Origin of the sequence: Sagittula stellata E-37 (assembly GCF_039724765.1) — a bacterium.
GTDB classification, from domain to species: Bacteria; Pseudomonadota; Alphaproteobacteria; order Rhodobacterales; family Rhodobacteraceae; genus Sagittula; species Sagittula stellata.
In genome coordinates this window covers 1,781,441-1,805,000 of record NZ_CP155729.1, presented here as the reverse complement: position 1 = coordinate 1,805,000, position 23,560 = coordinate 1,781,441, and the positions used below count along the sequence as shown (strand labels likewise).

Sequence of the window (23,560 nt, the reverse complement as noted above, 5' to 3'; positions counted from 1 at the left end):
CAACTACCTAATCAGACGCGGGCTAATCCTTCCTTCCCCCAAAGGGCGTATCGAGTATTACTCCCAGTTTCCCGGGGCTATCCTCAACAGAAGGGCATATTCCCACGTGTTACTCACCCGTCCGCCGCTCACCCGAAGGCGCGCACGACTTGCATGTGTTAGGCCTGCCGCCAGCGTTCGTTCTGAGCCAGGATCAAACTCTCAAGTTGAAAGCAGGTTACCCTGCTATCCTTGACGTTCGAACCTCTGCACATCTCCAATACTTCAAGACCAGCTTTGGGGGCGTGGTCCCTATATCCACCCGGCTAAGGATTGGATACGCATTGGAAGTCATCTGTTTGATAACGTGCTTTTGGTTTCATCAGAAACCGAAAGCCGCTCCAAACAGTGAAGCTGACACTTCATCATCGGACCGAAGTCCTAGAAGCGTTGATATGAGAGGGTTGATCCATCGATCAGGACCAGAGCCGCCCACATATCTCTTCAGATACCAGCAATTTCAAATAACGCAGAGACAAAAACCGAACCGGTGCGCCCTAACTTCCCGGCGCGCCCGCCCGTCAATGCCTCAGATGTTTGCCTCGCTTCCCCTCCAGAACCCCTCGTTGGCGTCCCGTCCGTTCCGTCTGGCGTCCCGTGTGGCGCCTCAGCGCCGCCGGTGAGGGGGTATCTACGGTTACTCACCAAAACCCGCAAGCAGTTTTTTCAGGTTTTTTGTCCGGAAGCTCAATTCTCCATACAAGAGATTGTTTTGTAATCATTTTTTTCGTCGAATTTTCCGCCCATGCCCCCTGCCCCACGCTCCCGGGCGCCGGGAAGGACATGAATCGACCGCCCTCGAGGCGACTCAAGACGGGAATCCGGGGGCAAATCACCCCGGTAAAGGGGCCGAACCACGCAATTCTGGCAGATCAGCGGGCTTCTTCGGCTCCGCGGGCGCCCGACTCGGGGGCTTCCCCACCCAGAATCGTCTTCAGGAGGCGAAGCAGCCGGTCTTTCAGCCCTTCCATCACCGTGTAGAGCGAAGGAACGAACAAAAGCGACAAGACAGTGGACAGAAGAAGGCCGCCGATCACCGCAATGGCCATGGGCGCGCGGATCTCTCCGCCTTCTCCATGCGCCAGGGCCGAAGGCACCATTCCGGCGGTCATCGCGATCGTCGTCATGACGATCGGGCGCGCGCGCTTGTGCGCGGCGTCGACCATGGCCTCTGCCCTGGACATGCCGCCCTGCACGGCTTCCTGCGCGAACTCGACCAGCATGATGGCGTTCTTCGTGACGATCCCCATCAGCATCAGGAAGCCGATGACCACCGAAAGACCGATCCCGGCGCCATAGATGTAGAGCGCGAAGATCGCGCCCCCGACCGCAAGGGGAAGCGACAGCAGAATCGTCACCGGGGTCACGAAGCTGCCGAACAGCAGGACGAGAACGACATAGACCAGCAGGATCCCCGCCCCCATGGCCATGGCGAAACCGGAAAAGATCTCTCCCATGGTCTCGACGTCGCCGGCAGGCTGGATCCGGGCACCGTCCGGCAGGTCCTTGGCTTGCGGCAAGGCATCGATGGCCCCGGTCGCGTCGCCGAGGAAGGCGCCGTCGGCCAGGGTTGCGCCGATGGCCACCCGGTACTGACGGTCGTAGCGTTCTATAGTGGCGGGTCCATTGGCCAGACGCGCGCTGGCGACCGCGCCCAAAGGCACCATCCGCCCGTCGTTCGTTCTCAGCCGCAGGCCCGCAAGCCGGTCGAGATCCTGACGTGCGGCCTTTTCCAGGCGGACGCGGACCGGCACGCGCTCGTCGCCATCGTCGAAGCGCGCAAGGTTTGCGTCGGCATCCCCAACTGTCGCGATGCGGGCGGTGGTGGCAAGGGTGGTCGCGTCCACACCCATCTGCGTCGCCAATTGCGGGCGCGGAATGATCTGCACCTCGGGCCGCGCCAGTGCGCTTTCGATGGCGACGCTGATCAGTTGCGGCAGCTCCGACATGCCGTCGGCCAATTCGCGCGCGGCCAATTGGGCGGTGTCACGGTCGTCGGCGAGGATATTGATGGATACGTCCCGCACCCCTTCTTCGCCCAGAACGTAAATGCGTGCATCGGGGAGATCGGCGAGCCTGTTCCGGATGTCCTGCATGATCTCGGGCGCCCCCCGGTCGCGTTCGTCGCGCGGGCCGAAGTTCACACGCACGCTGGCCTTCGTGTCCGACTGCCCCTCGACAAAGACACTCTCCATCTCCGGAATTTCGAGGATCAGCGACGTTATCCGGCGCGCAAGGTCTTCCAACTCGTCGGTATTGGCACCGGGCGGCAATTCCACCGTGACCGTCGCGCGCCCCCCGTCCGCCGCCGGGACAAACTCCGTCGGCAAAAGGGTGGCGGAAAAAATCGACCCGGCGAAGATCGCCAGTCCCACAAGAAGCGTCACGGCGCGGTTGTGAAGCGTCCAGCGCAGAACGCCCATGTACCGGCGCATGACAAGGCCGTCCTCGGGTTCGGAGTGCCCCTTGTCGCTGCGCATGAAGTATGCGGCGAAGAGCGGGGTGATGAGACGCGCCACCAGAAGCGAGAAGAGGACCGCAACCGCCACTGTCAGCCCGAACTCGCGGAAGAACTTGCCCGCGATGCCCGGCATCACCCCCACCGGCGCAAAGACCGCGACGATGGTCAGGCTGATCGCGATGACCGTCATACCGATCTCCTGCGCCGCCTCGTTCGCGGCGTCATAGGCATTCCGGCCCATGTGGATATGACGCACGATGTTCTCGATCTCGACGATGGCGTCGTCGACCAGGATGCCGACCACCAGCGTGATCGCCAGCAGGGAAATGGTATTCAGAGAGAACCCGAGCAGATCCATCACGAAGAAGGTCGGAATGATCGACAGCGGCAGCGCAACCAGCGTCACGACGGTGGCCCGCCAGTCGCGCAGAAAGATCATCACCACGAGAATGGTCAGCGCCGACCCTTCGAGCAGGGTGTTCATCGCGGTTTCGAAGTTGCTTTCGGTGTAGGTGGTGGCGTCGTCGATCTGGGTGAAGGTGATATTGGGATAGTCTCGCGACAGTTCGGCCAACTTCTCCCGCGCGGCTTCGGCGGCCAGAAGATCGCTCGCACCGCTCGACCGGAAGATGCCGAAGGCCACGACCGGGCGCCCGTCCAGAAGCGCAAAGTTTTCCCGGTCGGAGGCGCCGTCGGCAATCGTGCCGATCTGATCGAGGCGAATGGTGCCTCCGCTCGGCAGGGAAATGCGCGTCGCTCCCAGTTCCTCCAACGTCTTCGCCGCGCCCAGAGAACGGATGGCGACCTGTTGTCCGGCAAGGCGCCCTTCCCCGCCGCCCGCGTCCACGTTCTGCTGGCGAAGCTGGCCGTTCACGTCGCTGACGGTAAGGCCATGGGCCAGCAGCCGGTCGGGCGACAGTTCCACGTTGATCTCGCGTTCCGCTCCGCCGATCCGGTCGACGGAAGAAACGCCGGCAGCCCCCTGGATCTGTGGCGCGACGACATCGTCCACGAAGGTCGAAAGTTCCTCGATGGAACTGTCCGAACTGGAGGCGGCATAGGTCAGGATCGCGCCACCGATCACCTCGACGCGCTGCACGATAGGCTCGCTTGCCGCGTCGGGCATGTCTCCCCGGGCGGCGGCGACCGCATCGCGCACGTCGTTCACAGCGCGATCCGTCTCCACGTTGATCTCGAACTCGATGGTGATGGAGGCGGTGCCGTCACCCGCGACTGAGGTGATGTGGCGCACACCCTGAACATCCACCAGTTCGTCTTCCAGCGGAGTGATGATCTGCGTCACGATCTCCGACGGCCCGTTTCCGGGCAGACCGGAGGTGACAGTGACCACCGGTAGATCGACGTTCGGCATGCGGGTGATCGGCAACCGCATGAAGGAGAAGATGCCGAGAACCAGGAGAACGAGAAACAGCGCCACGGGCGGCACAGGATTGCGTATGGCCCAGGACGACATGTTCATGAGATCAGTCGCCCTGCCCTGTCACCGGTCGAACCCGGTCCCCGTCCGAAAAGAACCCGGCCGCCCGCGCCAGCACATGCTCGCCTTCCTTGAGGCCGTCCAGCACCTCGCGCAGGTCGTCCCAGATCAAACCGGCGACAATTTCGCGCCGTTCAAGCGTCCCGTCCTTCTCGACCAGCACCGACGCGGTCGAACTGTCGTTGATCACCGCTGAGGTCGGTACGGCCAGCGACGTTCTCTCGGCGGTGATAATCCAGCCACCGGCGAACAGGCCGGGCCGCAAACCTTCCTTTGCTTCCGGTTCGATCTCAACCACGCCCAGTCGGGTCACTGGATCGACGGTCGGGTCTATGCTGCGCACCGTGCCGACTGTCGCTCCTATACCCGCAATCTGAAGCTCCGCGCGGTCGCCAGAAGAGATCTGGCCCAGTTCGGTCTCCACCACTTCGGCTTCCACGTCGACCGCGCCGTCCCGCAGGATGCGGAAGATCGTCTGCCCGGATGAAACCGTCGACCCGATCTGCGCGTCGCGCGCCGTGACAATACCGTCGACGGGTGCCGTGATCGTGGCGTTGTCCAGATCGTCGGACGCCAGATCGCGATTGATCTTCGCCTCTTCGATCTGCGACTGCGCGACGGTGATGCCGTCAGAGGACGCGGTCAGGGCCGATTGCGCCGCCGCCTGGGCCGCGATGGCATCGTCGAGCGAAGCCTGCGTACCCGTGCCGCTGTCACGCAACCGCTGTGCGCGGTCCAACACGGAATTGGCCTGATCAAGCTGGGCCTGATCTGCAGCCACCTGGCTTCGCGCCTGTTCAAGACTGGCCTCAGCCTGCGACAGCGCCAGTTCGCGCAACTGCAACTGGCGGCGCAGGACCCGTTCGTCCAGCCGCGCGAGCACGTCGCCGGTTTCGACCTCATCACCGATGTCCACTTCGAAGGCTGCGATGCGGTGTCCGGACACTTCCGGATCGACCAGCACTTCGTCCCGGGCCACCACGTTGCCCGAGATTGGCACGCGCTGGACGAAAGATGCTGTCTTCACCTCGGCCACCGTCACCGCGGGAAGCGTCTGGCTGTCGTCCTGCGCAACCGCACGCGTGGCCGCCAACGGCCCGAACGCGCACAGCAGGGCGGTGACCGTAATGCTGATGGTCAGACTGCGCACCTGCGTCGTTTCCCTTCTTCCCAGCCAGAGCCGCTGAGCCCCGGCGCCCCGATCAGCGGAACTTGACCGGAGCCTAGCCTCACATCCGTGGATTGCAACGTCCGACGTGATAATTCCCATTGTGCACACAGGCTGCCGCCCTTTCCGAAAGCAGGCGCGCCTTTCCTCCGGCGCAACCACAAGGAAGGGGTTGCCTCCGTGAGCCTGCCCACCGATACCCGGGACGACACGCCATGCGCCGCACCGGCAGCAATCGGGCTTCCGGTGGCGCCACGCGGCGTCCGCACCATATGTATGGTGCACATATAAAGGAGACCCAGCGGATGAATGCAGCCACCGGCCAACCCTACCCCGTACACGCGACCATAGAGGGACCGCTCGTGCTTATCGGTCTCGGGTCGATCGGAAAGGGCGTCCTCCCCCTGATCGAGCGGCACTTCGAATTCGATCCGGCGCGGCTGACGGTCATCGATCCCGATCCGGAGGTCGCCTCTTTCCTGGAAGGCCGCGGTTACTCCTTCCTGCAGGAAGCGCTGACACCGGAAAACTACGACGAGGTTCTGTCCGGCCTTTTCACCGAACCGGGCGGTTTCTGCGTAAACCTCTCTGTGGACACCTCGTCGCTGGACCTGATCCGGACGTGCCGCCGCCTTGGCACTCTCTATATAGACACGGTCGTCGAACCGTGGCCCGGGCTCTACTTCGGCGACATTTCCAACGAGAAACGCACGAACTACCGGTTGCGTCAGGCGGTCCGCGACATGAAGGCCTCCGATCCCGGCGGCACCACCGCCGTAAGCTGTTGCGGCGCCAACCCCGGCATGGTGAGCTGGTTCGTCAAAGAGGCGCTTCTCCAGCTCGCCTCCGACCTAGGGCGCGACGCCACCGCTCCTGACGGGCGCGACGGCTGGGCGAAGCTGATGCGCGATCTGGGCGTGAAGGGCGTCCACATCGCCGAGCGTGACACCCAGATCTGCACAGAGCCGCGCCCCAAGGGTGTGTTCGTCAACACCTGGTCGGTCGATGGCTTCATCTCCGAAGGGTTCCAGCCCGCCGAACTCGGCTGGGGCACGCACGAGGAATGGATGCCGGAAGACGGCCACACCCACCTGTCCGGCTGTCGGTCGGCGATCTGGCTCAACCGGCCCGGCGCGACCACACGGGTGCGGACATGGTGCCCGAGCCTTGGCGCGCAGTTCGGGTTCCTCGTGACGCACAACGAGGCGGTATCGATCTCGGACTACTTTACGGTCGGGCCTTCCGATGCGCCGGAATACCGCCCGACGTGCCATTACGCCTACCATCCCTGTGACGACGCGGTGCTTTCGCTGCACGAAACCTTCGGCTCCGGCGAGATCCAGACCGAGAAGCGCATTCTTCAGGTCGACGATATCGTGGATGGCATCGACGAACTGGGCGTGCTGCTCTACGGCCACGAGAAGAATGCGCTCTGGTATGGCTCACGGCTGTCCAACGAAGAGACCAAGTCTCTGGCCCCCTACCAGAACGCGACGGGCATGCAGGTATCGAGCGCCGTGCTGGCGGGAATGGTATGGGCACTGGAGAACCCGCAGGCCGGGATCGTGGAAGCCGAGGAAATGGACCACGCGCGCTGCCTCGAAATCCAGCGGCCCTACCTTGGCCCGGTGGAGGCGCATTACACCGACTGGACCCCGCTCGACACCGTACCGGGCGCCTTCCCGGAAGACAGCGATCCGGACCATCCCTGGGCATTCCGCAACGTGCTGGTGTCGTCCTGACGGGCGCACCCGGCGCGGAAAAGCGTTGAACGTCGCGCCCTTTCGCGCAGAACACGGCACGTTTTTTCCCGGCTGGTCGTGTCCCGGTCGAACCCCGGGAAAACGAAACGGCCGGCGCAAGACGCGCCGGCCGTCATAGTTTGAGATGCTTGCGTCAGGCCCTGCGGCGCGCGGCGATCAGCATCCCGGCGAGGATGGAAACCGCTCCAATCCCCATAAGCCAAGGCGTCAGTGCGCTGTCGTGCGGATGAAGGTGGACGCCGTCGTGGGCCAGTACCGGCGAGGCACAAACGGCCAGAAGCCCGAAGCCAAGGTGTTTCATGTTTCGATCTCCCGTTTCCGTTGCAAAAGAAAATCCCTGATATCGGTGACGGACTTTTCGTCCATCGACACGTAGACTAGGGACATGTTGGTGCGCTCACGGACCATCTGGCCCGGAAACGGCAGATAACTCAGTTCCCGCGAGCCGAAGGACGGCGAGGCGGTGCCCACCTGCCAATCGGTCTTAAGCTCCACGTCCACCAGCTTCAGCGCTTTGGCGCCGCCTGCCCCTGGCCGTTCGAAGGGCACGCCGGCCAGCTTCAGGTAGCTGGTCTTGTCCTTGGCCTGCATGAAGCCCTCGATGAATTGCACGGCAAGCACCTGAAGATCGGCGGCCTCGTCGTGGTCGTGCATGTGGGAATGCAGGTGGTCGGGATGCGGATGGTTGTGGCCCGGCCCATGTGTATGGCCGTGGTCGTGGTGTTCGTAGTGATGATGATGGTGGTGGCCATGCGGGCCGTGATCGTGTGGCATCGCGAACCTCAGAAATGCGGTTTTCTGTTGGACCAGCGCTTGCCCTCGAACGCGCCGTGCGGAATTGCCACCGGCTTGTCGATGTGCGTCTTGTGTGCGCCGAGCTTGCCGTTGGCAACGAGTCCCCCCAGCACATCCACGATCACCCGCGTGCCCATCAGGGCCGTGATGTCCGAGGTGTCATAGGGCGGCGAAACCTCGACCAGCTCCATGCCGCAAATACCTTCCGCGGCAATGCCCGACGCCAGTGCCAATGCTTCCCGAGGCAGGAAACCGCCCGGCTCCGGCCAGCCTGTGCCCGGCACGAACCCGCAGTCGATCGAGTCGATATCGAAGGACATGTAGACCATGTCGACCCCGTCCCAGGCCATCTCCAACGCCATTTCGATGGTCTTGTCGACGCCCATCTTTTCCATGTCGCTCATGGTGATGATGTTGGTTTCACGCTCGCGCGCGACCTTCACCGCCTCGCGCGGGACCTGCCAGCCGCCGATGCCGATCTGAACGAGGTTCTTGGCCGGCACATTGGGCAGGTTGGTGGAATGGAACCACGGCGTCGTGTGCATCCGCTCGTCCAGGTCCTTTTCCTGGATGTCGGCATGGCGGTCGAAGTGCACAATGCCGATCTTCTTCGACGTACATTCCGCGATGCCCCGCACGCAGGGAAACCCGATGGAGTGGTCGCCGCCGATCATGATCGGGAGGGAGCCGGAAGAGAACACGTGGGACACGGCGCGGGAAATCTGGTCGAAGCTCTTCTCGATGTTCGCCGGAATAGTGAAAACGTCGCCCGCATCGCACAGCGTCATCTGCTCGCGCAGGTCGACTCCGATCTCGTAGTTGTAGGGCGTATAGAGCGCCGAGATCTTCCGCACCCCCTGCGGCCCGAACCGTGTGCCGGGCCGATAGGTGGTGCCGCCGTCGAAGGGAATGCCCAGAACGGTGGCGTCGTAGTGCGCGACCTCAAGCACGTCCTCGGCGTAGGGCGCCTTCAGGAAGGTGTTGATACCGGCGTAATGCGGCAACTCGCCCCGCGCGAAGGTCGGGATCGACTTGTCGTCGATGCTGTCGGCGCCAGTCAGACCCATGCGCAATGCCCAGCGGCGTTCCTCGTCCCAGCGGCCCTCAGGCAGCTCGCCCTCCTTCTGCATGGCCTTCCATCCGGCCAGCTTTGTCAGGTCCGGGTGGTGGTGCCTTTTCTCGCGCCCGGTGTGACGCTCGGACATTGCACGGGGATCGCGGCCGCAGGCCTCGGCGTGGTGAAGCTCAGAAAACATCTCTGTCTCCGTCTCTTACCCCTGTCAAAGGGGTGACTTGTTCCGGGCCTTGGCGTCGTCCCGTGCAAGGGGCCCGGCGGCCTGCACGGTGGGTTCGTCGTCCTCGTCGGGAAGCTGTGTCATCCCTGATAGCCACGGGATGCCGTCCAGCAGGTCCTGGTGCGGCTCGTGCCCGTTCGAGGACTCGAGGTCGTGGGTGATGGTCGCGCCAAAGCGATGAGGACGTTCGGGATCGCGGCGAACCTTGTCGAAAATCAGGACGCGGTCGCCCAGCTTGAACGCCTCTTCTATGTCGTGCGTGACCATGAAGACGGTCATGTTCGTCCGCTCGCGCAATTCGGTCAGGAAGTCGTGCATCGACAGCCGCGTGCCCGGGTCGAGCGCGCCGAAGGGTTCGTCCAGCAACAGGATGCGCGGTTCCGCGACCAGCGCCTGCCCGATGGCAAGCCGCTGCTGCATGCCCCCGGACAGCGTCGCGGGATAGTGCAGCGCTACATGGCCCAGCCCGATCCGGTCGAGCGTGACCTGCGCCCGCGCACGCGTGTCCTTCAGCCTTTTGCCGAAGAACCGCCCGAACGGGGTGCCGAAGCTCTCGGCGGCGACCACGTTGTCGCGCACGGTCAGGTGCGGAAAGACCGAGTAGCGCTGGAAGACGACGCCCCGTTCGCGCCGCGGTTCCTGTGCGGGTGCACCGCCCTCGATGCTGATCTCGCCCTTGGTGGGCTGTTCGTCCGCCAGCAGCATCCGCAGAAAGGTGGATTTGCCACAGCCGGATGCCCCGATGATCGAGATGAAGGCGCCCTTCTCGACCTCCACGTTGACCCGTTCGAGGATCGGGCGGTCGCCATATTGCTTCCAGACATTTTTTGCGACGACGAAACTCACAGCCCTGCCTCCAGCCACGGGAACGCCTTGCGCGACAGCGTCCGCAATCCCCAATCGATAAGGAAAGCCAGCAGGGTGATCCACGCCACGTAGGTCAGGATCACGTCCATCGCGAGGTACCGACGCACGAGGAAGATCCGGTAGCCGAGCCCGACGTCAGAGGCCACCGCCTCGGCTGCGATCAGGAACAGCCAGGCGGAGCCGAGCGACAACCGCACATTGGCGATGAGGCGCGGCAACACCTGGGGCAGCGCCACGCGCAGCGCGATCACGAAGGTCGAGGCCCCCAGCGTCTGCGCCTTGACGATCTGTTCGTGCGGGATGTCCAGAACCTTCTGCGACAGGTCCCGTGTCATGAAGGGCGTTATGCCGATGACGATCAGAACCACCTTCGAGGTCTCCCCCAGCCCGAAGACGATGAAGAGGATCGGCAGCAGTGCGAGCGGCGGGACCATGGAGATCACCGCCACGAAGCCGGAGAACGTCCGCCGGACGTAGGGCAAAAGACCGATCCCCATGCCGATCACCAGCGACAGGGTCGCCGCGATGGCCACCCCGCCCAAGAGCCGGATCAGCGACGCCCAGGTGTCCTTCCACAACAGGATTTCGCCGGTTCGCCTGTCGCCTTGGGTAAACAGCCGTACCGCCGTGTCCCCGATGGTCGAGGGCGCGGGCAGCAGTTTGTCCGCCGGGTTGGCCGTCAGGCGGATGTCCGATGCGACGGCATAGGCTATGACGACCAGCACGAAGGGCAACGCTGCCAGCGCAAAGGCCGTCGGGCGTGAGGGGATGCGGTTGATGAGCCTCATGGCTGTCAGGCCCCGGCGCGATGCCCGGGGCCCATGTCCTTACAGTTCGCCGTCCGCGGCCATCTGCATGTAGGTCGTGTCGAAACGGAACTTCACGTTGTTCTCGTCCCCGGTCACCGACCCGTCCGGATAGGCCACACCGACGAAATCGGCAGAGGGCGCGCCTTCGCCCAGAATGCCCTTATCGAACAGGAATTCCGCAACTTCCGTCATCGTGCCGGGCAACTCGGGTGACGACGCCTGCGCCACGGCTTCGGCCGGATCGTAGAACATCTCGGTCGCGGCCAGTTGCGCCTTGTAGCCCTCAAGGTCGGTGCCCGACGCTTCGGCCAGTTCGGTCAACACCTCTTCGTCACCCGCCGCCATCAGGCTCATGACTTCGTACCATGCGCCCGCCACCGCTTTGCCGAAGGCCGGATTGTCGGCCAGCGTCTCGGTATTGACCACCATCAGGTCGAGGATCTCGCCCGGGATCATGGAGCTGTCGAAGACCGAATTCGCCTTGTCGCCCGTGGCAAGGATTTCCGACACCAGCGGGTTCCATGTCACCACGGCCTCCACGTCAGACGTCGAATAAGCTGCGATCATGTCCGCGTCCGACGTGTTGATGACCCCGTCGAGGTCACGCTCGGACAGGCCCACGGTGTCGAGCCCGCGCGCCAGCAGATAGTGCGACACCGACAGCTCCACGAGGTTGATCGGCTTGCCCTTCAGATCGGCAAGCGTGCCCTCGCCCTTCAGGATCACCGCGTCGTTGCCGTTGGAATAGTCGCCCACGATCAGCGCGGTGGTGTCCACGCCGCCGCCCGCCGGGATGGACAGCGTGTCCATGTTGGTCGCGGATACCCCGTCGAACTGTCCTGCCGTGTACTGGTTGATCGATTCCACATAATCGTTGATCTGCACGATCTCGACGTCGATGCCGTATTTCTCCGCCCACTTGTCCATGATGCCGGAGGTTTCCAGATAGCCCCACGGCATCCATCCGACATAGATCGACCAGGCGAGCTTGAACTCCGTCTTCTCCTCGGCCGCCAGTGGCAAGGCCGTGCTCGACAGCAGGGCAGCAGAGAGCGCGGCAGCGGTCAGAATGGCTTTGGTCATAAGTCTTCCCCGTTGTGCGTCCCGCCGTTTTCAACGTGCGTTTCACCCCGCTGGCGGAACAAAGAGATCAGGCGCGGACGAAACCGACGCAGTGAAGTCTCCCGGGATTTTGCCCCGCCGTGTGCCCTGCGGGAGTTTGCCCGCCGGGTGGCATTTCTCGGACCGAACCCGCCGTATGGCGGTGGAACCCTAAACGCCCTGCCCCCTCATCAAGCGACAGTCACCGGCGCTGCGGCAACAGATCCGACGACCGGACAGGGGCATTTGCGCCCACGGCACAATAAAGCGGCGAGTTTTTCCCACGCTCGCCCAAACCTTGAGCAATCACCGTCCGATGATACGGGAGGGGCGCGCGACTCCGACGTGCCGATCACGACCCATTCGCCGAAACAGGCATGTATGGTTGCGGAAAATGCCCCACAGGCCCACTGCGACTCGGGCGTGTGGGCCGCGCCACACTGCCTGTTGCGTGGGCAACGGACAGGAGGCCAAAGCCGGTGCACGACCGGAACCCGTCAGGAATTCAGGACTTTCCATAGCCCCGGTCCCCTTCGCCGGTTCCGCTGCGCCCGGACATGTGCCAGACTGACCACAATTCCATTTACGCATTTTGTGGTGACCCAAGATGACAAGCAAAGCTGTTGAGGCAGACCCCGCCCTGCCGCGACGTGCATTCATTGCCGCAGCGTTGTCCGCAGTGGTCGCCGGAGGCGCGGTCGCGCTCGCCATCATCGGGCAGACCACCATCGCAAGGACCGAGAGCTTCCGCTTCTCGCGCGGCACGTCGCTGGCAAACGGAGAAGAGGAACGGCTGCGCGGTGTCCTGGCCTCTGCTCTGCCCGATGACCGAAAGCATGTCGTCATCGTGGGGCACACCGGCACGACAGGCGATGCCGACGCCAACCTCGAACTGAGCGAAAAACGCGCCCAGGTGGCCGCGCAGATAGCCCGGGCCATGGGTCTGCCGGACGACCGGCTGACGGTAACCGGGATCGGCGGGTCCGCGCCCCTGCCACAGGACGACGGCGAAAGCGACCGGGCGCACCAGTCCCGAATGGCGCGGGTCGACGTGACCGTGCAGGTGCGTAGATGACACCCGGGCGTTCCCTCCGGCTTGCGGCCATGCTTGGCGCACTTGTGGCAGCGGGGTTCGCCTGGTTCGTCAGGATGCCCCTGCCCTTTCCCGGTTTCTCCGCCGCCGCAGCAGCAGGGCTTGCCGCGTTAGCGACGCTGGCCATCGCGGCGTGGATGCCTGCCAGTTGGCTATGGTCCGAAGCCGAACGCCTGCGCATGGCGTTCCGGGCGCGGCATGGCCTGTCCGACATGGCCGCAGAGCGCGCACTCGACATGATCACGAAGGCCCACCTGCGGGCGGCCAAAATGCGCGCCTCTGCCGCCGTCATGCGCGAGGACATCGCGGGCGAGGTCGATCGTCTCGCCGACCGGCTCGACGCCGCCGCGCGCGAGATCTTCTACAGCCCTGACCGCCAGCGCGACCTCTCGGCGGTGCTCCTGCGCTCCGAACTGATCGAGGAAGCCGCCGCCGCCCATGCCGCGCTCCGCCGTCGCAAGCACACGTCAACGGAGGACGTCTCGCGCGAGAAGCTGCGCGCCGCCGTCAACGCGATGAACGCCGCCTTCGACCAGACCGATCTTCTTGCGGCCCGCGGCCTTCTCGAAAACGTCGAGGTCGCCTCGGATGTCGCGGAACGCCTGCTGACCCCGGCGCGCCACATGATGCCAGCGGACGAAGCAAACACCCCACATTGAACCGGAGGTTTTCTTTCATGAACACATTTTCCTCTGCCCTCCTCACCGCCCTCGTGCTTTGCGGACAGGCCGCGCTTGCCGCGCCCGGAGACCGGCTGGCCGAGACGGTGACCGACGGGGTACGCGACTGCCCATCGGGATGGATCGAAGAAATGCCACTGATCGCGTGGGGCGCCGATGGCGTGGTCGCCTATGCCAACGGCGCGTCGCTCGAAAACGACGGTGGGATGCTGGGTGACGCCGGTCTGCCGCTGTCGCTGACCGTCGAGGACAGTTTCGAGGCGCAGCTCAGGGCTTACCTCGCCTGCGAGACGCCCTACCTGCGCGGCACGCTCGGGATGCTGGCCTCCGCCACACCGGTGACCGAGTTCGACGCGCGGACCGAACAGATCGTCTTCTTCAAGCACTCGTTCTCGGCCGGGGACGGCATCGTGGCGGCGGACGGGATCGACCGTATTGCCGACCTCAAGGGCAAGCGCATCGCCATCCAGGCCAATGGACCGCACGTCGATTTCGTCGGACGTATCCTTGCGGATGGCGGCCTGTCCTTCGATGACGTGGAAATCGTCTGGGTCGCGGACCTGACCGGTGACGGCGACACGCCCTCTGCCGCCATGGCCGACGGACGGGCCGACGCCGCCGCCGTCATCCTGCCGGACGCGCGCTTCCTGACGTCTGGCGGAACGGTCGGCACCGGCGCCGAAGGTTCCATCAAGGGCGCCACAATCCTGATCTCGACGCAAGAGGCGGCTTCCGTCATCGGCGACTACATCGCCGTCCGCGCCGACTACTTCGACGCTCATCGCGACGACATCGCACAGATGGTCAACATCTTCTTCCGCGCGGAAGAAGAGATGCGTGCCTTCATGGCACAGGACGGCAGCCCGCAGCAGGCGGAGATGGCCGACCTCATGGCCAATGAGTTCCTTGGCGGTCTGCCCCGCGAAGAAGGCGTCTTCCTCTGGCAGGACGCGATCACGGACGGCTGGTCCGGCAACGCCAAGCACTTCGGCGATCCGGCAGAGCCGCGTCGTTTCGACGTCCTTCTGGGAGAGGTCAATGTCGCGCTCCGCGGTGCCGACCGGCTGGATTCACCCGCCAATCTTGCGACGGCGGAATGGGACTACACCGCCCTGACCGACGGGTTGACCAACCTCGACGAACGCCAGGTCGCCGCCTTCAACCCGGAGGCCGCCGCAGCAGCGGTGCAGAAGTTGCGCCGCACCGGACAACTCGACGCCAACACGAAGATCGACTTCGAGGTGTATTTCGAACCCGACAGCACGACCTTCCCGATCGAGCTCTATGCCTCCGACTTCGAAGAGATCCTGCGCCTCGCGTCCACCTATTCCGGGGCGATCATCACGGTCGAGGGCCACTCCGACCCGCTGCACTTCCTTCGGCGTGAACAGGACGGCGCGGACAATGCGGAGCTGCGCGCGATCCGGACCTCCACTCAGAACCTCTCGCTCGACCGGGCGATTGCGGTGGTGGATGCGCTGACACAATACGCGGCCGACCTGGGCGTAAAGATGAACCGCGACCAGTTCACGGTGGACGGCGTCGGCATTTCCAGTCCGCTCCACAATCCACCGAAGACGGAGGCCGAGTGGCGGGAGAACATGCGCGTGGTGTTCCGCGTGCTGACCGTGCAGGCCGAAGCCACCACCTTTTCACCGCTGCAATGAGGAGGAGACGACATGAAAATCGCCAAGATTGCCATTCCGGCCGGGATCGTCGCCATTGCGGCCGTCGTGATTTTTCGCAGCCAGTCGAACTTGGACTGGGTCACCATCACACATGATCCCGTCCCGCCCGACTGGGCGGCCATCGCCGCCTGGCCGTCGCTGGAGGCGGATCTGGTCGACGCCCTCCCGGACCCGAACCGCCGCATAACCGCCATCGTTCTGGATGACAGCGGGTCCATGGGATCGGACATGGAGGCCGCGAAGCAGGCGGTCGTCGATGCCCTGAGCGCCATGCAGGACACCGACCGGGTCGCGGTTGTCGCGCTCAACGCCGGTGTCGTGCTCCCCTTCGCATCTGTCGCCGACGCACGACGGACATTGCCGGCAGCTCTTGCTCCGATCCGCGACACCGGGTCCACGCCTCTCACACGCGCGATCCTCGACACGCAGGCGATGCTTGAGGCAGAGGCAAGCTCCGTCCGGGGTTTCGGCACCTTCCGAATGATCGTGACCACCGACGGCGCCGCCGACGATGGCGAGGCGTTGCAGCGGGCCATCGAGGACCTTGCCGCAAAGACACCGATACAGCTGACAACCATTGGTATCGGCATACGCGGCAACCATGTGTTGCGCCGCGCGGACCTTGGCAGTTTCGTCGATGTCGCCAACGTGGCGGCGTTGGAAGGCGCGCTTCAGGCGGCGGTGGCCGAGAATGACAACTTCGCCGCCATCACCGAGTTCACAGATGGGGAGGGCTGACCCATGGGCCGACGCATCGACCTGAACTGGGACGAATGGAACCCCGGGCTCGATACCGACGAGATGACCATCGCCGGCGTGCTCGCCACCCTGCCTGCGGCCGAACCCCAAGACGTCCCCGAGATCATCCGCCGCTACGAGAACCCGGAAAGCCCGGAGGCCCTGCCCGGCGCGATATCCTTGCCGCGCCACGACTGCATCCACGTCCTTCTGGGGCGTGGGCTACACGTCCAGGACGAAGCCTTCGTCATCGGCGCCACCATGGGGGCAGCTTCGGACATAACCGACGAGGCCATCGACACGTTCATTCGCGTGTCGACCACGGAATACCCGAAACACTGGCGGTTCGAAGAGGCGCACATCGCCTCCTTCCGGCTGGGCGTCGGATTTTCCATCGACAACCTGCCGGGCCGCAACCTTCACCTGATCCCCTTCGAGCAGGAGCCGTGGCAGTCGATGCCGGTGCGCGAAGCCCGCAAGACGCTCGGTATCGTCAAAGAGGAGTTGCGCGCCTACTTTCGTATGGCGGAGATGTACGTGCCGGGCACACGCGCGTCCCGGCGGCTCGATACCTCTGCGCATCGGGACGACGTGCGCATCGGTCACCGCGAAACGGACTGAGGGATACGGGGGCGTCGCGCCCCATGCATGGCCCGGCCACGCATCGAATCTGCGCCTCCGGTCAGGTCGCGTGTGCCTGTCGGGAAGCGCGGTCACGGTTGTCTCCGGAAAAATGGGCTGCGCCGTTTCGAATGGCACAGCGCGAGACAATCGCGGCACGTATGCCGAGCGACATGCAAAGGACGCTGGGCGAATAATGGGGCGGCGGGGCCAAGCCCCTGCCGCCCTCTTCGACGTCTTGACGGACTGCGCGGTCACTCACCCCCGGCAGCCGTGCCAACCATGCGCAAAATTCGCATGGCGTGTCCCGCAAACGCATACTCGGCAAGAACGAAACAACTCAACCGATGCGTCACGAAACGTGACACGCCGAAGCAACCCAAATAACTTCAACCAACAAACGCGCCACGCACAGGCGCCGCTGAGGCGGGCCCCGCGGATGGACACGCATCCGGGGGCGCGCGGAAAATCAAATGCCGTCGTCGGTCCACGCAACCACAAAGACCATGTCCTGGTAGTCCATGTCACCTCCGCCAGTCAGGTCTTCGATGCCGACACGCAGGCCGCCCCCGCCATCGACAGCACCGGAGAGGAAATGCTCCGTACCGTCGGCGTTCAGACCCACTTCCGAGAAATAGGTGGTGAGACCCGTGTCGACTCCGCCCTCCAACAGGTTGCCCGATGCGTCGATGGAAAGTGGACCGGACAGCCCTGCCGCCGCCGATGCGGCATTCTGGATGAAGAAGAATTCCAGCACACCGTCGTCCACGATGTTGGACATCGTCGCGGTTGCCCCGGCCCCTGCGGCCTTGGCGTCGGCGAAAAGGACCTGGACGTCGGAAATGCTGCCGTCTGCGCGGCGCACGTAGGCCCCGATCGCGTTGTCGTAGGCTGAGGTCGATGCATCGAGTGTGACCGTGTAGTCGCGCGTGCCGTTGCCGGTGAAGAACCCGTCCGGACCGAGTCCGTTGACCATGCCACCCGACACCGCGGTGCCTTCGCCAAGGTCGCTTCCGTTGCCCTCCAGTTCATCGAGCAGAATCAAGTCAAACCCGCCGCCCGCCGCTTCGGCCAGGACAAAGCTGTTGGCGGCAAGATCCGCCGTCACCTGGAACTGGACGCCACCGAATGTCACGCTCCCTGTCGATGCGTCCACCACAAGGTCGGATGGATCGAGCCCGGTCGCATCGGTCACCGTGATCCGCCCGCCCGGCTGCAGGCCGGTGATCGTCGTCCCGTTCAGGGCGGCGAGCGTCATAGGCGCGGGGGGCGGAGCGGCGTCCACCTGCACGAAAACTGTCCCTGTGTCGGTGTCCGTGCCGTCTGAGACGCGGAAGACAAAGCTGTCGCTGCCCGAGAATCCAGCGTCGGGCGTGTAGACCGCAGACCCGTTGGCCGACACCGTGACGCTGCCGTTGGCCGGGCCGCTGTCCAGTGCAAAGACAAGCGTGTCCCCGTCCGCATCGAAGGCCGAAAGCGCGGTGGTCAGGGCGTTTCCGGAAACGACGGTGCCACTGCCGTCCTGCGCCACCGGCACGTCCTGCGCGCCCGCGACATTGACCGTGACAGAGGTGGTCACCGGCGCATTGGTGCCGTCGCTCACCGTGATATCGAAACTGTCCGACCCGAAGAAATCGGCGTCCGGCTGGTAGCTGATCGCACCGCCGCTGGTGATCGTGGCCGTCCCGTGCGCCGCCGCCGTCGCCCCAAGCGCATAGGTCAGCGCGTCGTTGTCGGCATCGGTCGCTGTGGCCTGCCCGGCGATGGCGGTATCCTCGGTGCCGTTCAAGACGACAGCCCCCGGCACCGGCGCGGTGTTGGTCGGGTTCCCGCCCGAGCCTGCCGTCACGGTGAAGACCGCCGTGCCCGATACGCCCGTGTTCACACCGTCGGACACTGTATAGGTGAACCGCGCGGTGCCCACCGGGCTGATCCCAGGATAGCCCGGCGTGAAGGTAAAGCTGCCATCGGAATTCACCACCGCGTTGCCCACGATCTGCCCCGCGTCGTTCAGCGCCGGGATCAGGTTCGCCACGAAGGTCAGGGGGTCGCCGTCCGCATCCGTCGCGATCAGCTGCCCGGTGAAAGGCGTGTTCTCGTCCGTCGTGCCGGTAAAGCCCGGTGTCACCGGAGGCGTGTTGCCCGCCACGATGCCATTGCCGATCTCGATCACGGTGGAGCCACCCAACTCGTCGATCACGAGGCCGCGCCCATCGGGCAGGATGACCATTTCCTGCTGGCCACGCGCTTCGGGACCCGACAGCGTGTAGGCGTCGGGATGATAGGACGGGCCGACCGGATCGCCCGCGGCGTCGAAAAGCTGGATGCGGTATTGCGTGGTGATGGTCCCCACGACGTCGTCGCTCTCGTACCCGATGGCAAAGCCGCCGTCTGCCAGCGCGAACACCGTCGGCTCGAACTGCGCCATGGACTGCGCGTCCGGATTGCCCAGGAACGGACCCTTGGCGATTGTCCCGTCAGAGTTCAGGATCACCACGTGGATGCCGCTTTGCGCGTTGGCCGTGTTGCCCTCCAGCGAAGACCCTTCTTCGCCCCATGCCACGACAAAGCGGCCGTCCGTCAACTCCGTGACCCCTGCCCCGGCATCGACGTAGTAGGCGTAGCTCGGGGTCGCCGGCGGGCCCGCGATGTCGAACTCCTGCGCCAGCGGTGCCCCGGTCAGATCGAAGAACTGACCCTTGATGTTGGTGTCCGCGCTGGCCCGCGCGCCGTAGGCCGTGATCACCATGAGCCGTCCGTCGGACGTTTCGAGGATTTTCCAATCGTCGGTGCCGCCATAGCTGCCGCTGGTCCCGACGATTGCGCCGGTGGAGTCGATCACGGTCACACCTGCCTCAGACACGACGGCCGCATTGCCGTTGGACAGCAGGACACTGTCGTATGCGAGGATATACTGGCTGTTGGACGGCACGGCGACTGGGGCTCCCGGCGTGCCATTGGCCGAAACGGTGACGGTGTAGTGATCCATCACGGGCGGATAGATCGTGTCGACGATGCCATAGTGCAGCACGATCTCGCCTGTTGGGGTGGGCGTCGCGGCAAAGACCATCTGCGGATTGCCGTTTGGCCCGACGGCGGTCGTATAGGCTGGGTCCATGAGCGTCGGCGGCACGATTTCTGTGCCGTCGATGTCGCGGATCATGTAGTACGCCGAATTGTAAACGCCGGTGAACCCGTCATCCAGGCTGGGGATCTGGTCGGCGAGCGGGTTACGCGTCACCCACCAACTGGACAGCACGCGCCCGTTGCCGAGATCGAAGTAGCGGATGTCGTTCGGGCGCGCGGTCCCGTTGACTTCGTAGAACCATTGTGTCGCCCCGAAGGCGATCGTGTCTTGCGGCGTAGGCATGGTAAATCCGTCTCAAAATCAAGTCTGCGGCAATGACGAACGGGTCCGCTTCCACACGGGCGAAGCCTGAGAAATCAGGTGGATGGACTGCTCGGTCCTGCCTAAGCAGGACGGTTAACGGACTCCGCCGAGCACCGCATCACCCTCAAGGGTGAATGACGACGTTTATCCATCGTTTTCCGTATCTTCGATCAGTCCTGCCAAGGCTTGCAGGACGCGGTCCGCGTGTAGCCACAGCATGCTGTTCGCGCCGCCTTCCACGATGTCCACGGGGTCGTGGCCATGCGCCTTTGCCCACTCCTCGACAAAGCTCACCTCCATGACCGGATCGGCGCTCCCGTGCAACCAGCGGATCGGAACGCCCAGTGCCTTGTAGTCGCCGCCCCAGTCCGCCATCGCCGCGCGCCCGTCCGTCACCATGTGCCGCGTGCCCTGCGTGATCATGTGGTGCACGCTGCGGCGGTAGAGGTCGAGGATGTCCGGCCGCTTCAACGCTTCGATGTCGGCGTGCGAGCCCTGGAAGTACTTGTTCAGGTAGGCGACATGGCCGATCCGGTTGAACTGCGCGATCCCGATCCTGAGCAACATCGCAAACATCGACGGCGTGTAGCGCGCCGCGATGGCCGCGACCCGGGTCTGACGATTCATGTGGCGGACGTGCCGCGCGTCGTCGATGGGAATGCCCGCGCTCACCATCAGCATGCCCCGGCAGCGGGGCCCCAGCGCCCGGGCGATCCGGCAGGCATGGCTGACTCCGCCCTGGTGTGCAACGATCAGAACCGGTTCGCCGAAACGCGCTTCGGCCAGCGCCAGAGCGTCAGCGACGACCACGTCGTCATAGGCGTCCCAGTCGCGCGGCACCGAGGATTGTCCGAACCCCGGGCGCGACGGTGCCAGCACGTCGAGACCCATGGACGAAAACCCGTCGACCAACGGTGCGTTGAAATAGGGACCCGTGATGTAGCCGTGCACGAAGAGCACGGGCATTCCCCCAACACGGCCGAACTGGCGGTAGGCCAGGCGCCGTCCCTCCCCCACGTCCAGCCGCAGGGCGTCGGGCATCGCGGGCACATGGGCCTCTGCCTCCGGCACGATGCCGGGCTCCGAAAACAACGCCATCTGGTTCAGGATCGCAATCAGTTGCGGCATCCGGGCAAAGCCTGTCTTGCCCAGGATCGCCTTCGCCTGGCTGCGGATCGTCTCGACGCTCCGCCCCCGCAGTTCGGCGATTTCCGCGTGGCTCCGACCGCGCAGGATTTCCAGCAACACCTCGGATTCGGAGGTCGAAAGACCGAAGGCGCCCTGGATGAGGGGCAGGCTGTCGTCGCCCCAGGCAACCCGCGCGATCGTCACCGCCAGCCCGCTGCACGATTCGCCGCTGTCCGGGTCCACGTGCTGATGCTGGGTGATGCGCGCGACGAAACGCTCGCCATCCGGCATCTCAAGCACGGCGGCATCGGTCTCCATCGGTACATTGCGCCGGGTGTCGGCCAGCATGCGGCGCAGAAGCGCCGCCGTATCGCCGGAAAAGCGCAGGTCTTCCAGCTCGCAGGGGAAGGTCAGGCCGAACAACGATGCGGCGTTGGAATTGCCGATGCAGGTTCCCGAAGGGTCTATCACCAGCGCCGCCAACCGGTTCTTCACCAGAGCTTCCGGCCGCGTCCGAACGTCGGTTTCCTGCGCTTCGAGCATCCTCTGCAGCCGGGCCGAATGGGACTCGATCAGCGGATCGTGCAGACCTTGCCGGACGTGCCACGCAGGCAACGGATCGGAGGCGGAGGCAAACAGATAGGCCGCCGCGCTGTCGATCACCTCGTCGAAGTTGCCGGGATCGAAAGGGGCCTCATACGCCGCATCGAGGAACTGCAGCAGCTTGCCGCTGATATCGGGCGGCGTGGCATCCTGGTCTTTCATCGTTCTCGCATACACGTCACATGAGTTCCGACAACTATGCGGCGTTCTCAGGGACTTAGCAATAAGCAAGGGCCAGATGCAACATTCGTCGCGGCGGAAGCGCCGCTGGCCCGGTCCAGCACCGAGAACCGGAGCAGCGACCTGCGAAGCCGGGGCGCGGCGGCCGATCTGCCGGTTTACGCCGTTTGAAGGTGCGACCCGTCCGCGCCGACCGATCGCGATGCGAAGCACCTTGCGCGCCTCAATCCGATGATCGCAGAGCCGCCGGGCAATCGCGCAAGCGGCACGCTGCACCCCATCAATGCAACCGTCAGGCGAGGTCGGTCAGTCCAAACGCTCCCTGCCCGCCCGCAGAAAGCGGATCGCTCCTTGCCATTAGTGGATACTACCGACGGCTCCCGGCCAACGGGCGCGGGACACTGCGTCATTTCAAAAACTGTCACGGCGGTTTCGCAATTCAGGAGGACAAGGAAGCGTTTCGTGCCGAACTAGAATTTGACCATTTGGTCCGGCGCGCGCATTCTGACCGGAACAACAGTACACGACAGAGAGGATATCCCATGACCAGAACCCTTATGCTGGCCACGACCGTGCTGGCGGGTCTCGCTTCCGTGGCGCAGGCCGACACGCTGCGCCTCCTGACCTGGGGCGGATACGCGCCCGACGATGTCGTCGCCATGTTCGAGGAACAGACCGGCCACACGGTCGAGGTGACCAAATCGAACAACGAGGAAATGATCGCCAAGCTGCGCGCCACCGGCGGCGGCGGGTTCGACCTCGCGCAGCCCAGCCAGGACCGCGTGATGGGCCCACAGATGGAGTTCGGCATCTACAAGCCGATGGATGTCTCCAAGCTGGATCAGGACCTCTTCATCCCCTCGATGCTGAAGGCCACGATGGAGAACACCACCGTGAACGGCGACGTCTACGGCGTGCCGCATGTCTGGGGCACCTCGGGCCTGGTGCTGAACACCGCCGAGGCAGGCGACGTGGTCAAGGATTACACCGACCTCTGCGCGCCCGAAGTGGCGGGCAAGGTGTCCTACCGCCTCAAGCGCCCGACGCTGATCGGCTTTGCCTTTGCCATGGGCGAAGACCCCTTCGCCGCCTACGGCGATGAGGCGAAGTACAAGGAAATCATGGAAAAGGTCGAAGCCAAGCTGACCGAGTGCAAGGCCAACGTCAAAACCTACTGGGGCGGCGGCGATGAGTTGATGAACCTGGTACGCTCGGGCGAAGTGACCGCGTCGATGGCCTGGGACACCGGCGGCTGGAAGCTGAACGACGACAATGCCGACATCACCTTCGTCGCGCCCGCATCCGGCGCGCTGGGGTGGATCGACACCTTCGTGCTGCCCGCCAAGGGGCAGGCCGATGACGTGGCCTATGAGTGGATCAACTTTGTCATGCAGCCCGAAATCGCGGCAAAGATCACCGATGCTGTCGGTAACTTCACCGCGTCCGCCGGCGCGGACGAATATGTCGAGGACAGCCTGAAAGCCAAGTATCAGGCCAGCTTCCCGCCCGAAGCGGTCGACAACATCAAGTGGTATCCGCCCGTCCCCGCCGGCCTCGAACAGATCGAGGGCGAAGTGCTGGATCGCGTCCAGGCCGCCAACTGATGACACCGGGCGGTCCCTGCGCGGGGCCGCCCCACTCA

General features: G+C 64.4%; 17 protein-coding genes, 1 rRNA gene and 1 riboswitch (1 of these 19 only partly in view). Of the genes, 7 read left to right on the top strand and 11 right to left on the bottom strand.

What is annotated here, in order from left to right:
* The 3 genes from ABFK29_RS08635 to ABFK29_RS08625 all read right to left on the bottom strand — a co-directional run.
* A 16S ribosomal RNA gene (locus ABFK29_RS08635) occupies positions 1-209 on the bottom strand; it reaches 1,240 nt to the left of the window's first position.
* Positions 210-911: 702 nt separating this feature from the next.
* Positions 912-3,980, bottom strand: a complete 3,069-nt coding sequence (locus ABFK29_RS08630) for an efflux RND transporter permease subunit (protein ID WP_005857074.1) — start codon at positions 3,978-3,980, stop codon at positions 912-914.
* 4 nt (positions 3,981-3,984) lie between these two features.
* Positions 3,985-5,148 carry an efflux RND transporter periplasmic adaptor subunit gene (locus ABFK29_RS08625; protein ID WP_005857072.1) on the bottom strand — a complete coding sequence of 388 codons (1,164 nt, stop codon included), beginning with the start codon at positions 5,146-5,148 and terminating at the stop codon, positions 3,985-3,987.
* Positions 5,149-5,471: 323 nt separating this feature from the next.
* On the opposite strand from ABFK29_RS08625, the gene ABFK29_RS08620 reads away from it, so the two are divergent.
* Complete coding sequence (locus ABFK29_RS08620) at positions 5,472-6,908, top strand: homospermidine synthase (protein ID WP_040604277.1); 1,437 nt, start codon at positions 5,472-5,474, stop codon at positions 6,906-6,908.
* A gap of 154 nt (positions 6,909-7,062) precedes the next feature.
* Here the strand turns inward: ABFK29_RS08620 and ABFK29_RS08615 are convergent, their stop codons facing one another.
* Genes ABFK29_RS08615 through ABFK29_RS08590 form a run of 6 tightly spaced genes read right to left on the bottom strand, consistent with a single transcriptional unit; the run spans position 7,063 to position 11,778 of the window.
* Positions 7,063-7,230 (bottom strand): hypothetical protein, encoded by a 168-nt coding sequence (locus ABFK29_RS08615; protein ID WP_005857068.1) that lies wholly within the window; start codon positions 7,228-7,230, stop codon positions 7,063-7,065.
* A complete protein-coding gene (locus tag ABFK29_RS08610) occupies positions 7,227-7,703 on the bottom strand; it encodes a hypothetical protein (protein WP_005857067.1) in 477 nt (158 codons plus the stop codon). Before ABFK29_RS08610 ends, ABFK29_RS08615 begins: the two co-directional genes overlap by 4 nt.
* Before the next feature lie 8 nt (positions 7,704-7,711).
* A complete protein-coding gene (locus tag ABFK29_RS08605) occupies positions 7,712-8,980 on the bottom strand; it encodes an agmatinase family protein (protein ID WP_232281525.1) in 1,269 nt (422 codons plus the stop codon).
* A gap of 24 nt (positions 8,981-9,004) precedes the next feature.
* Complete coding sequence (locus ABFK29_RS08600) at positions 9,005-9,865, bottom strand: ATP-binding cassette domain-containing protein (protein ID WP_005857063.1); 861 nt, start codon at positions 9,863-9,865, stop codon at positions 9,005-9,007.
* Positions 9,862-10,674, bottom strand: coding sequence for an ABC transporter permease (locus tag ABFK29_RS08595; RefSeq protein WP_005857061.1), 813 nt, complete (start codon positions 10,672-10,674; stop codon positions 9,862-9,864). Before ABFK29_RS08595 ends, ABFK29_RS08600 begins: the two co-directional genes overlap by 4 nt.
* Positions 10,675-10,713: 39 nt before the next feature.
* A complete protein-coding gene (locus tag ABFK29_RS08590; RefSeq protein WP_005857059.1) occupies positions 10,714-11,778 on the bottom strand; it encodes a putative urea ABC transporter substrate-binding protein in 1,065 nt (354 codons plus the stop codon).
* Between the two features lie 96 nt (positions 11,779-11,874).
* A riboswitch (guanidine-I (ykkC/yxkD leader) is annotated at positions 11,875-11,982 on the bottom strand.
* A 421-nt stretch (positions 11,983-12,403) separates the two neighbouring features.
* On the opposite strand from ABFK29_RS08590, the gene ABFK29_RS08585 reads away from it, so the two are divergent.
* The 5 genes from ABFK29_RS08585 to ABFK29_RS08565 are packed head-to-tail and all read left to right on the top strand — an operon-like array spanning position 12,404 to position 16,616.
* Positions 12,404-12,871, top strand: coding sequence for an OmpA family protein (locus ABFK29_RS08585; RefSeq protein WP_005857057.1), 468 nt, complete (start codon positions 12,404-12,406; stop codon positions 12,869-12,871).
* Positions 12,868-13,548 carry a hypothetical protein gene (locus ABFK29_RS08580; RefSeq protein ID WP_157136419.1) on the top strand — a complete coding sequence of 227 codons (681 nt, stop codon included), beginning with the start codon at positions 12,868-12,870 and terminating at the stop codon, positions 13,546-13,548. Before ABFK29_RS08585 ends, ABFK29_RS08580 begins: the two co-directional genes overlap by 4 nt.
* Positions 13,549-13,565: 17 nt before the next feature.
* Positions 13,566-15,236 carry an ABC transporter substrate-binding protein gene (locus ABFK29_RS08575; protein ID WP_005857053.1) on the top strand — a complete coding sequence of 557 codons (1,671 nt, stop codon included), beginning with the start codon at positions 13,566-13,568 and terminating at the stop codon, positions 15,234-15,236.
* A gap of 12 nt (positions 15,237-15,248) precedes the next feature.
* Entirely contained in the window at positions 15,249-15,995 is a 747-nt protein-coding gene (locus ABFK29_RS08570) for a VWA domain-containing protein (RefSeq protein WP_005857051.1), read from the top strand.
* 3 nt (positions 15,996-15,998) lie between these two features.
* Complete coding sequence (locus ABFK29_RS08565) at positions 15,999-16,616, top strand: hypothetical protein (RefSeq protein WP_005857049.1); 618 nt, start codon at positions 15,999-16,001, stop codon at positions 16,614-16,616.
* Positions 16,617-17,085: 469 nt separating this feature from the next.
* Here ABFK29_RS08565 and ABFK29_RS08560 read toward each other — a convergent pair whose 3' ends face one another.
* Positions 17,086-19,986 carry a DUF4114 domain-containing protein gene (locus ABFK29_RS08560; RefSeq protein ID WP_005857048.1) on the bottom strand — a complete coding sequence of 967 codons (2,901 nt, stop codon included), beginning with the start codon at positions 19,984-19,986 and terminating at the stop codon, positions 17,086-17,088.
* Positions 19,987-20,151: 165 nt separating this feature from the next.
* Positions 20,152-21,900, bottom strand: coding sequence for an alpha/beta hydrolase (locus ABFK29_RS08555; RefSeq protein WP_005857046.1), 1,749 nt, complete (start codon positions 21,898-21,900; stop codon positions 20,152-20,154).
* Positions 21,901-22,460: 560 nt separating this feature from the next.
* Between ABFK29_RS08555 and ABFK29_RS08550 the strand changes: the two genes are divergently transcribed.
* A complete protein-coding gene (locus ABFK29_RS08550) occupies positions 22,461-23,522 on the top strand; it encodes an extracellular solute-binding protein (protein WP_040604276.1) in 1,062 nt (353 codons plus the stop codon).
* Positions 23,523-23,560 lie beyond the last annotated feature (38 nt).

Coding starts and splice junctions, on each gene's coding strand:
- ABFK29_RS08630 (WP_005857074.1), bottom strand. CDS start 3,980: ATGAACATGTCGTCCTGGGCCATACGCAATCCTGTGCCGCCCGTGGCG.
- ABFK29_RS08620 (WP_040604277.1), top strand. CDS start 5,472: ATGAATGCAGCCACCGGCCAACCCTACCCCGTACACGCGACCATAGAG.
- ABFK29_RS08615 (WP_005857068.1), bottom strand. CDS start 7,230: ATGAAACACCTTGGCTTCGGGCTTCTGGCCGTTTGTGCCTCGCCGGTA.
- ABFK29_RS08610 (WP_005857067.1), bottom strand. CDS start 7,703: ATGCCACACGATCACGGCCCGCATGGCCACCACCATCATCATCACTAC.
- ABFK29_RS08605 (WP_232281525.1), bottom strand. CDS start 8,980: ATGTTTTCTGAGCTTCACCACGCCGAGGCCTGCGGCCGCGATCCCCGT.
- ABFK29_RS08595 (WP_005857061.1), bottom strand. CDS start 10,674: ATGAGGCTCATCAACCGCATCCCCTCACGCCCGACGGCCTTTGCGCTG.
- ABFK29_RS08590 (WP_005857059.1), bottom strand. CDS start 11,778: ATGACCAAAGCCATTCTGACCGCTGCCGCGCTCTCTGCTGCCCTGCTG.
- ABFK29_RS08585 (WP_005857057.1), top strand. CDS start 12,404: ATGACAAGCAAAGCTGTTGAGGCAGACCCCGCCCTGCCGCGACGTGCA.
- ABFK29_RS08580 (WP_157136419.1), top strand. CDS start 12,868: ATGACACCCGGGCGTTCCCTCCGGCTTGCGGCCATGCTTGGCGCACTT.
- ABFK29_RS08575 (WP_005857053.1), top strand. CDS start 13,566: ATGAACACATTTTCCTCTGCCCTCCTCACCGCCCTCGTGCTTTGCGGA.
- ABFK29_RS08570 (WP_005857051.1), top strand. CDS start 15,249: ATGAAAATCGCCAAGATTGCCATTCCGGCCGGGATCGTCGCCATTGCG.
- ABFK29_RS08565 (WP_005857049.1), top strand. CDS start 15,999: ATGGGCCGACGCATCGACCTGAACTGGGACGAATGGAACCCCGGGCTC.
- ABFK29_RS08560 (WP_005857048.1), bottom strand. CDS start 19,986: ATGCCTACGCCGCAAGACACGATCGCCTTCGGGGCGACACAATGGTTC.
- ABFK29_RS08555 (WP_005857046.1), bottom strand. CDS start 21,900: ATGAAAGACCAGGATGCCACGCCGCCCGATATCAGCGGCAAGCTGCTG.
- ABFK29_RS08550 (WP_040604276.1), top strand. CDS start 22,461: ATGACCAGAACCCTTATGCTGGCCACGACCGTGCTGGCGGGTCTCGCT.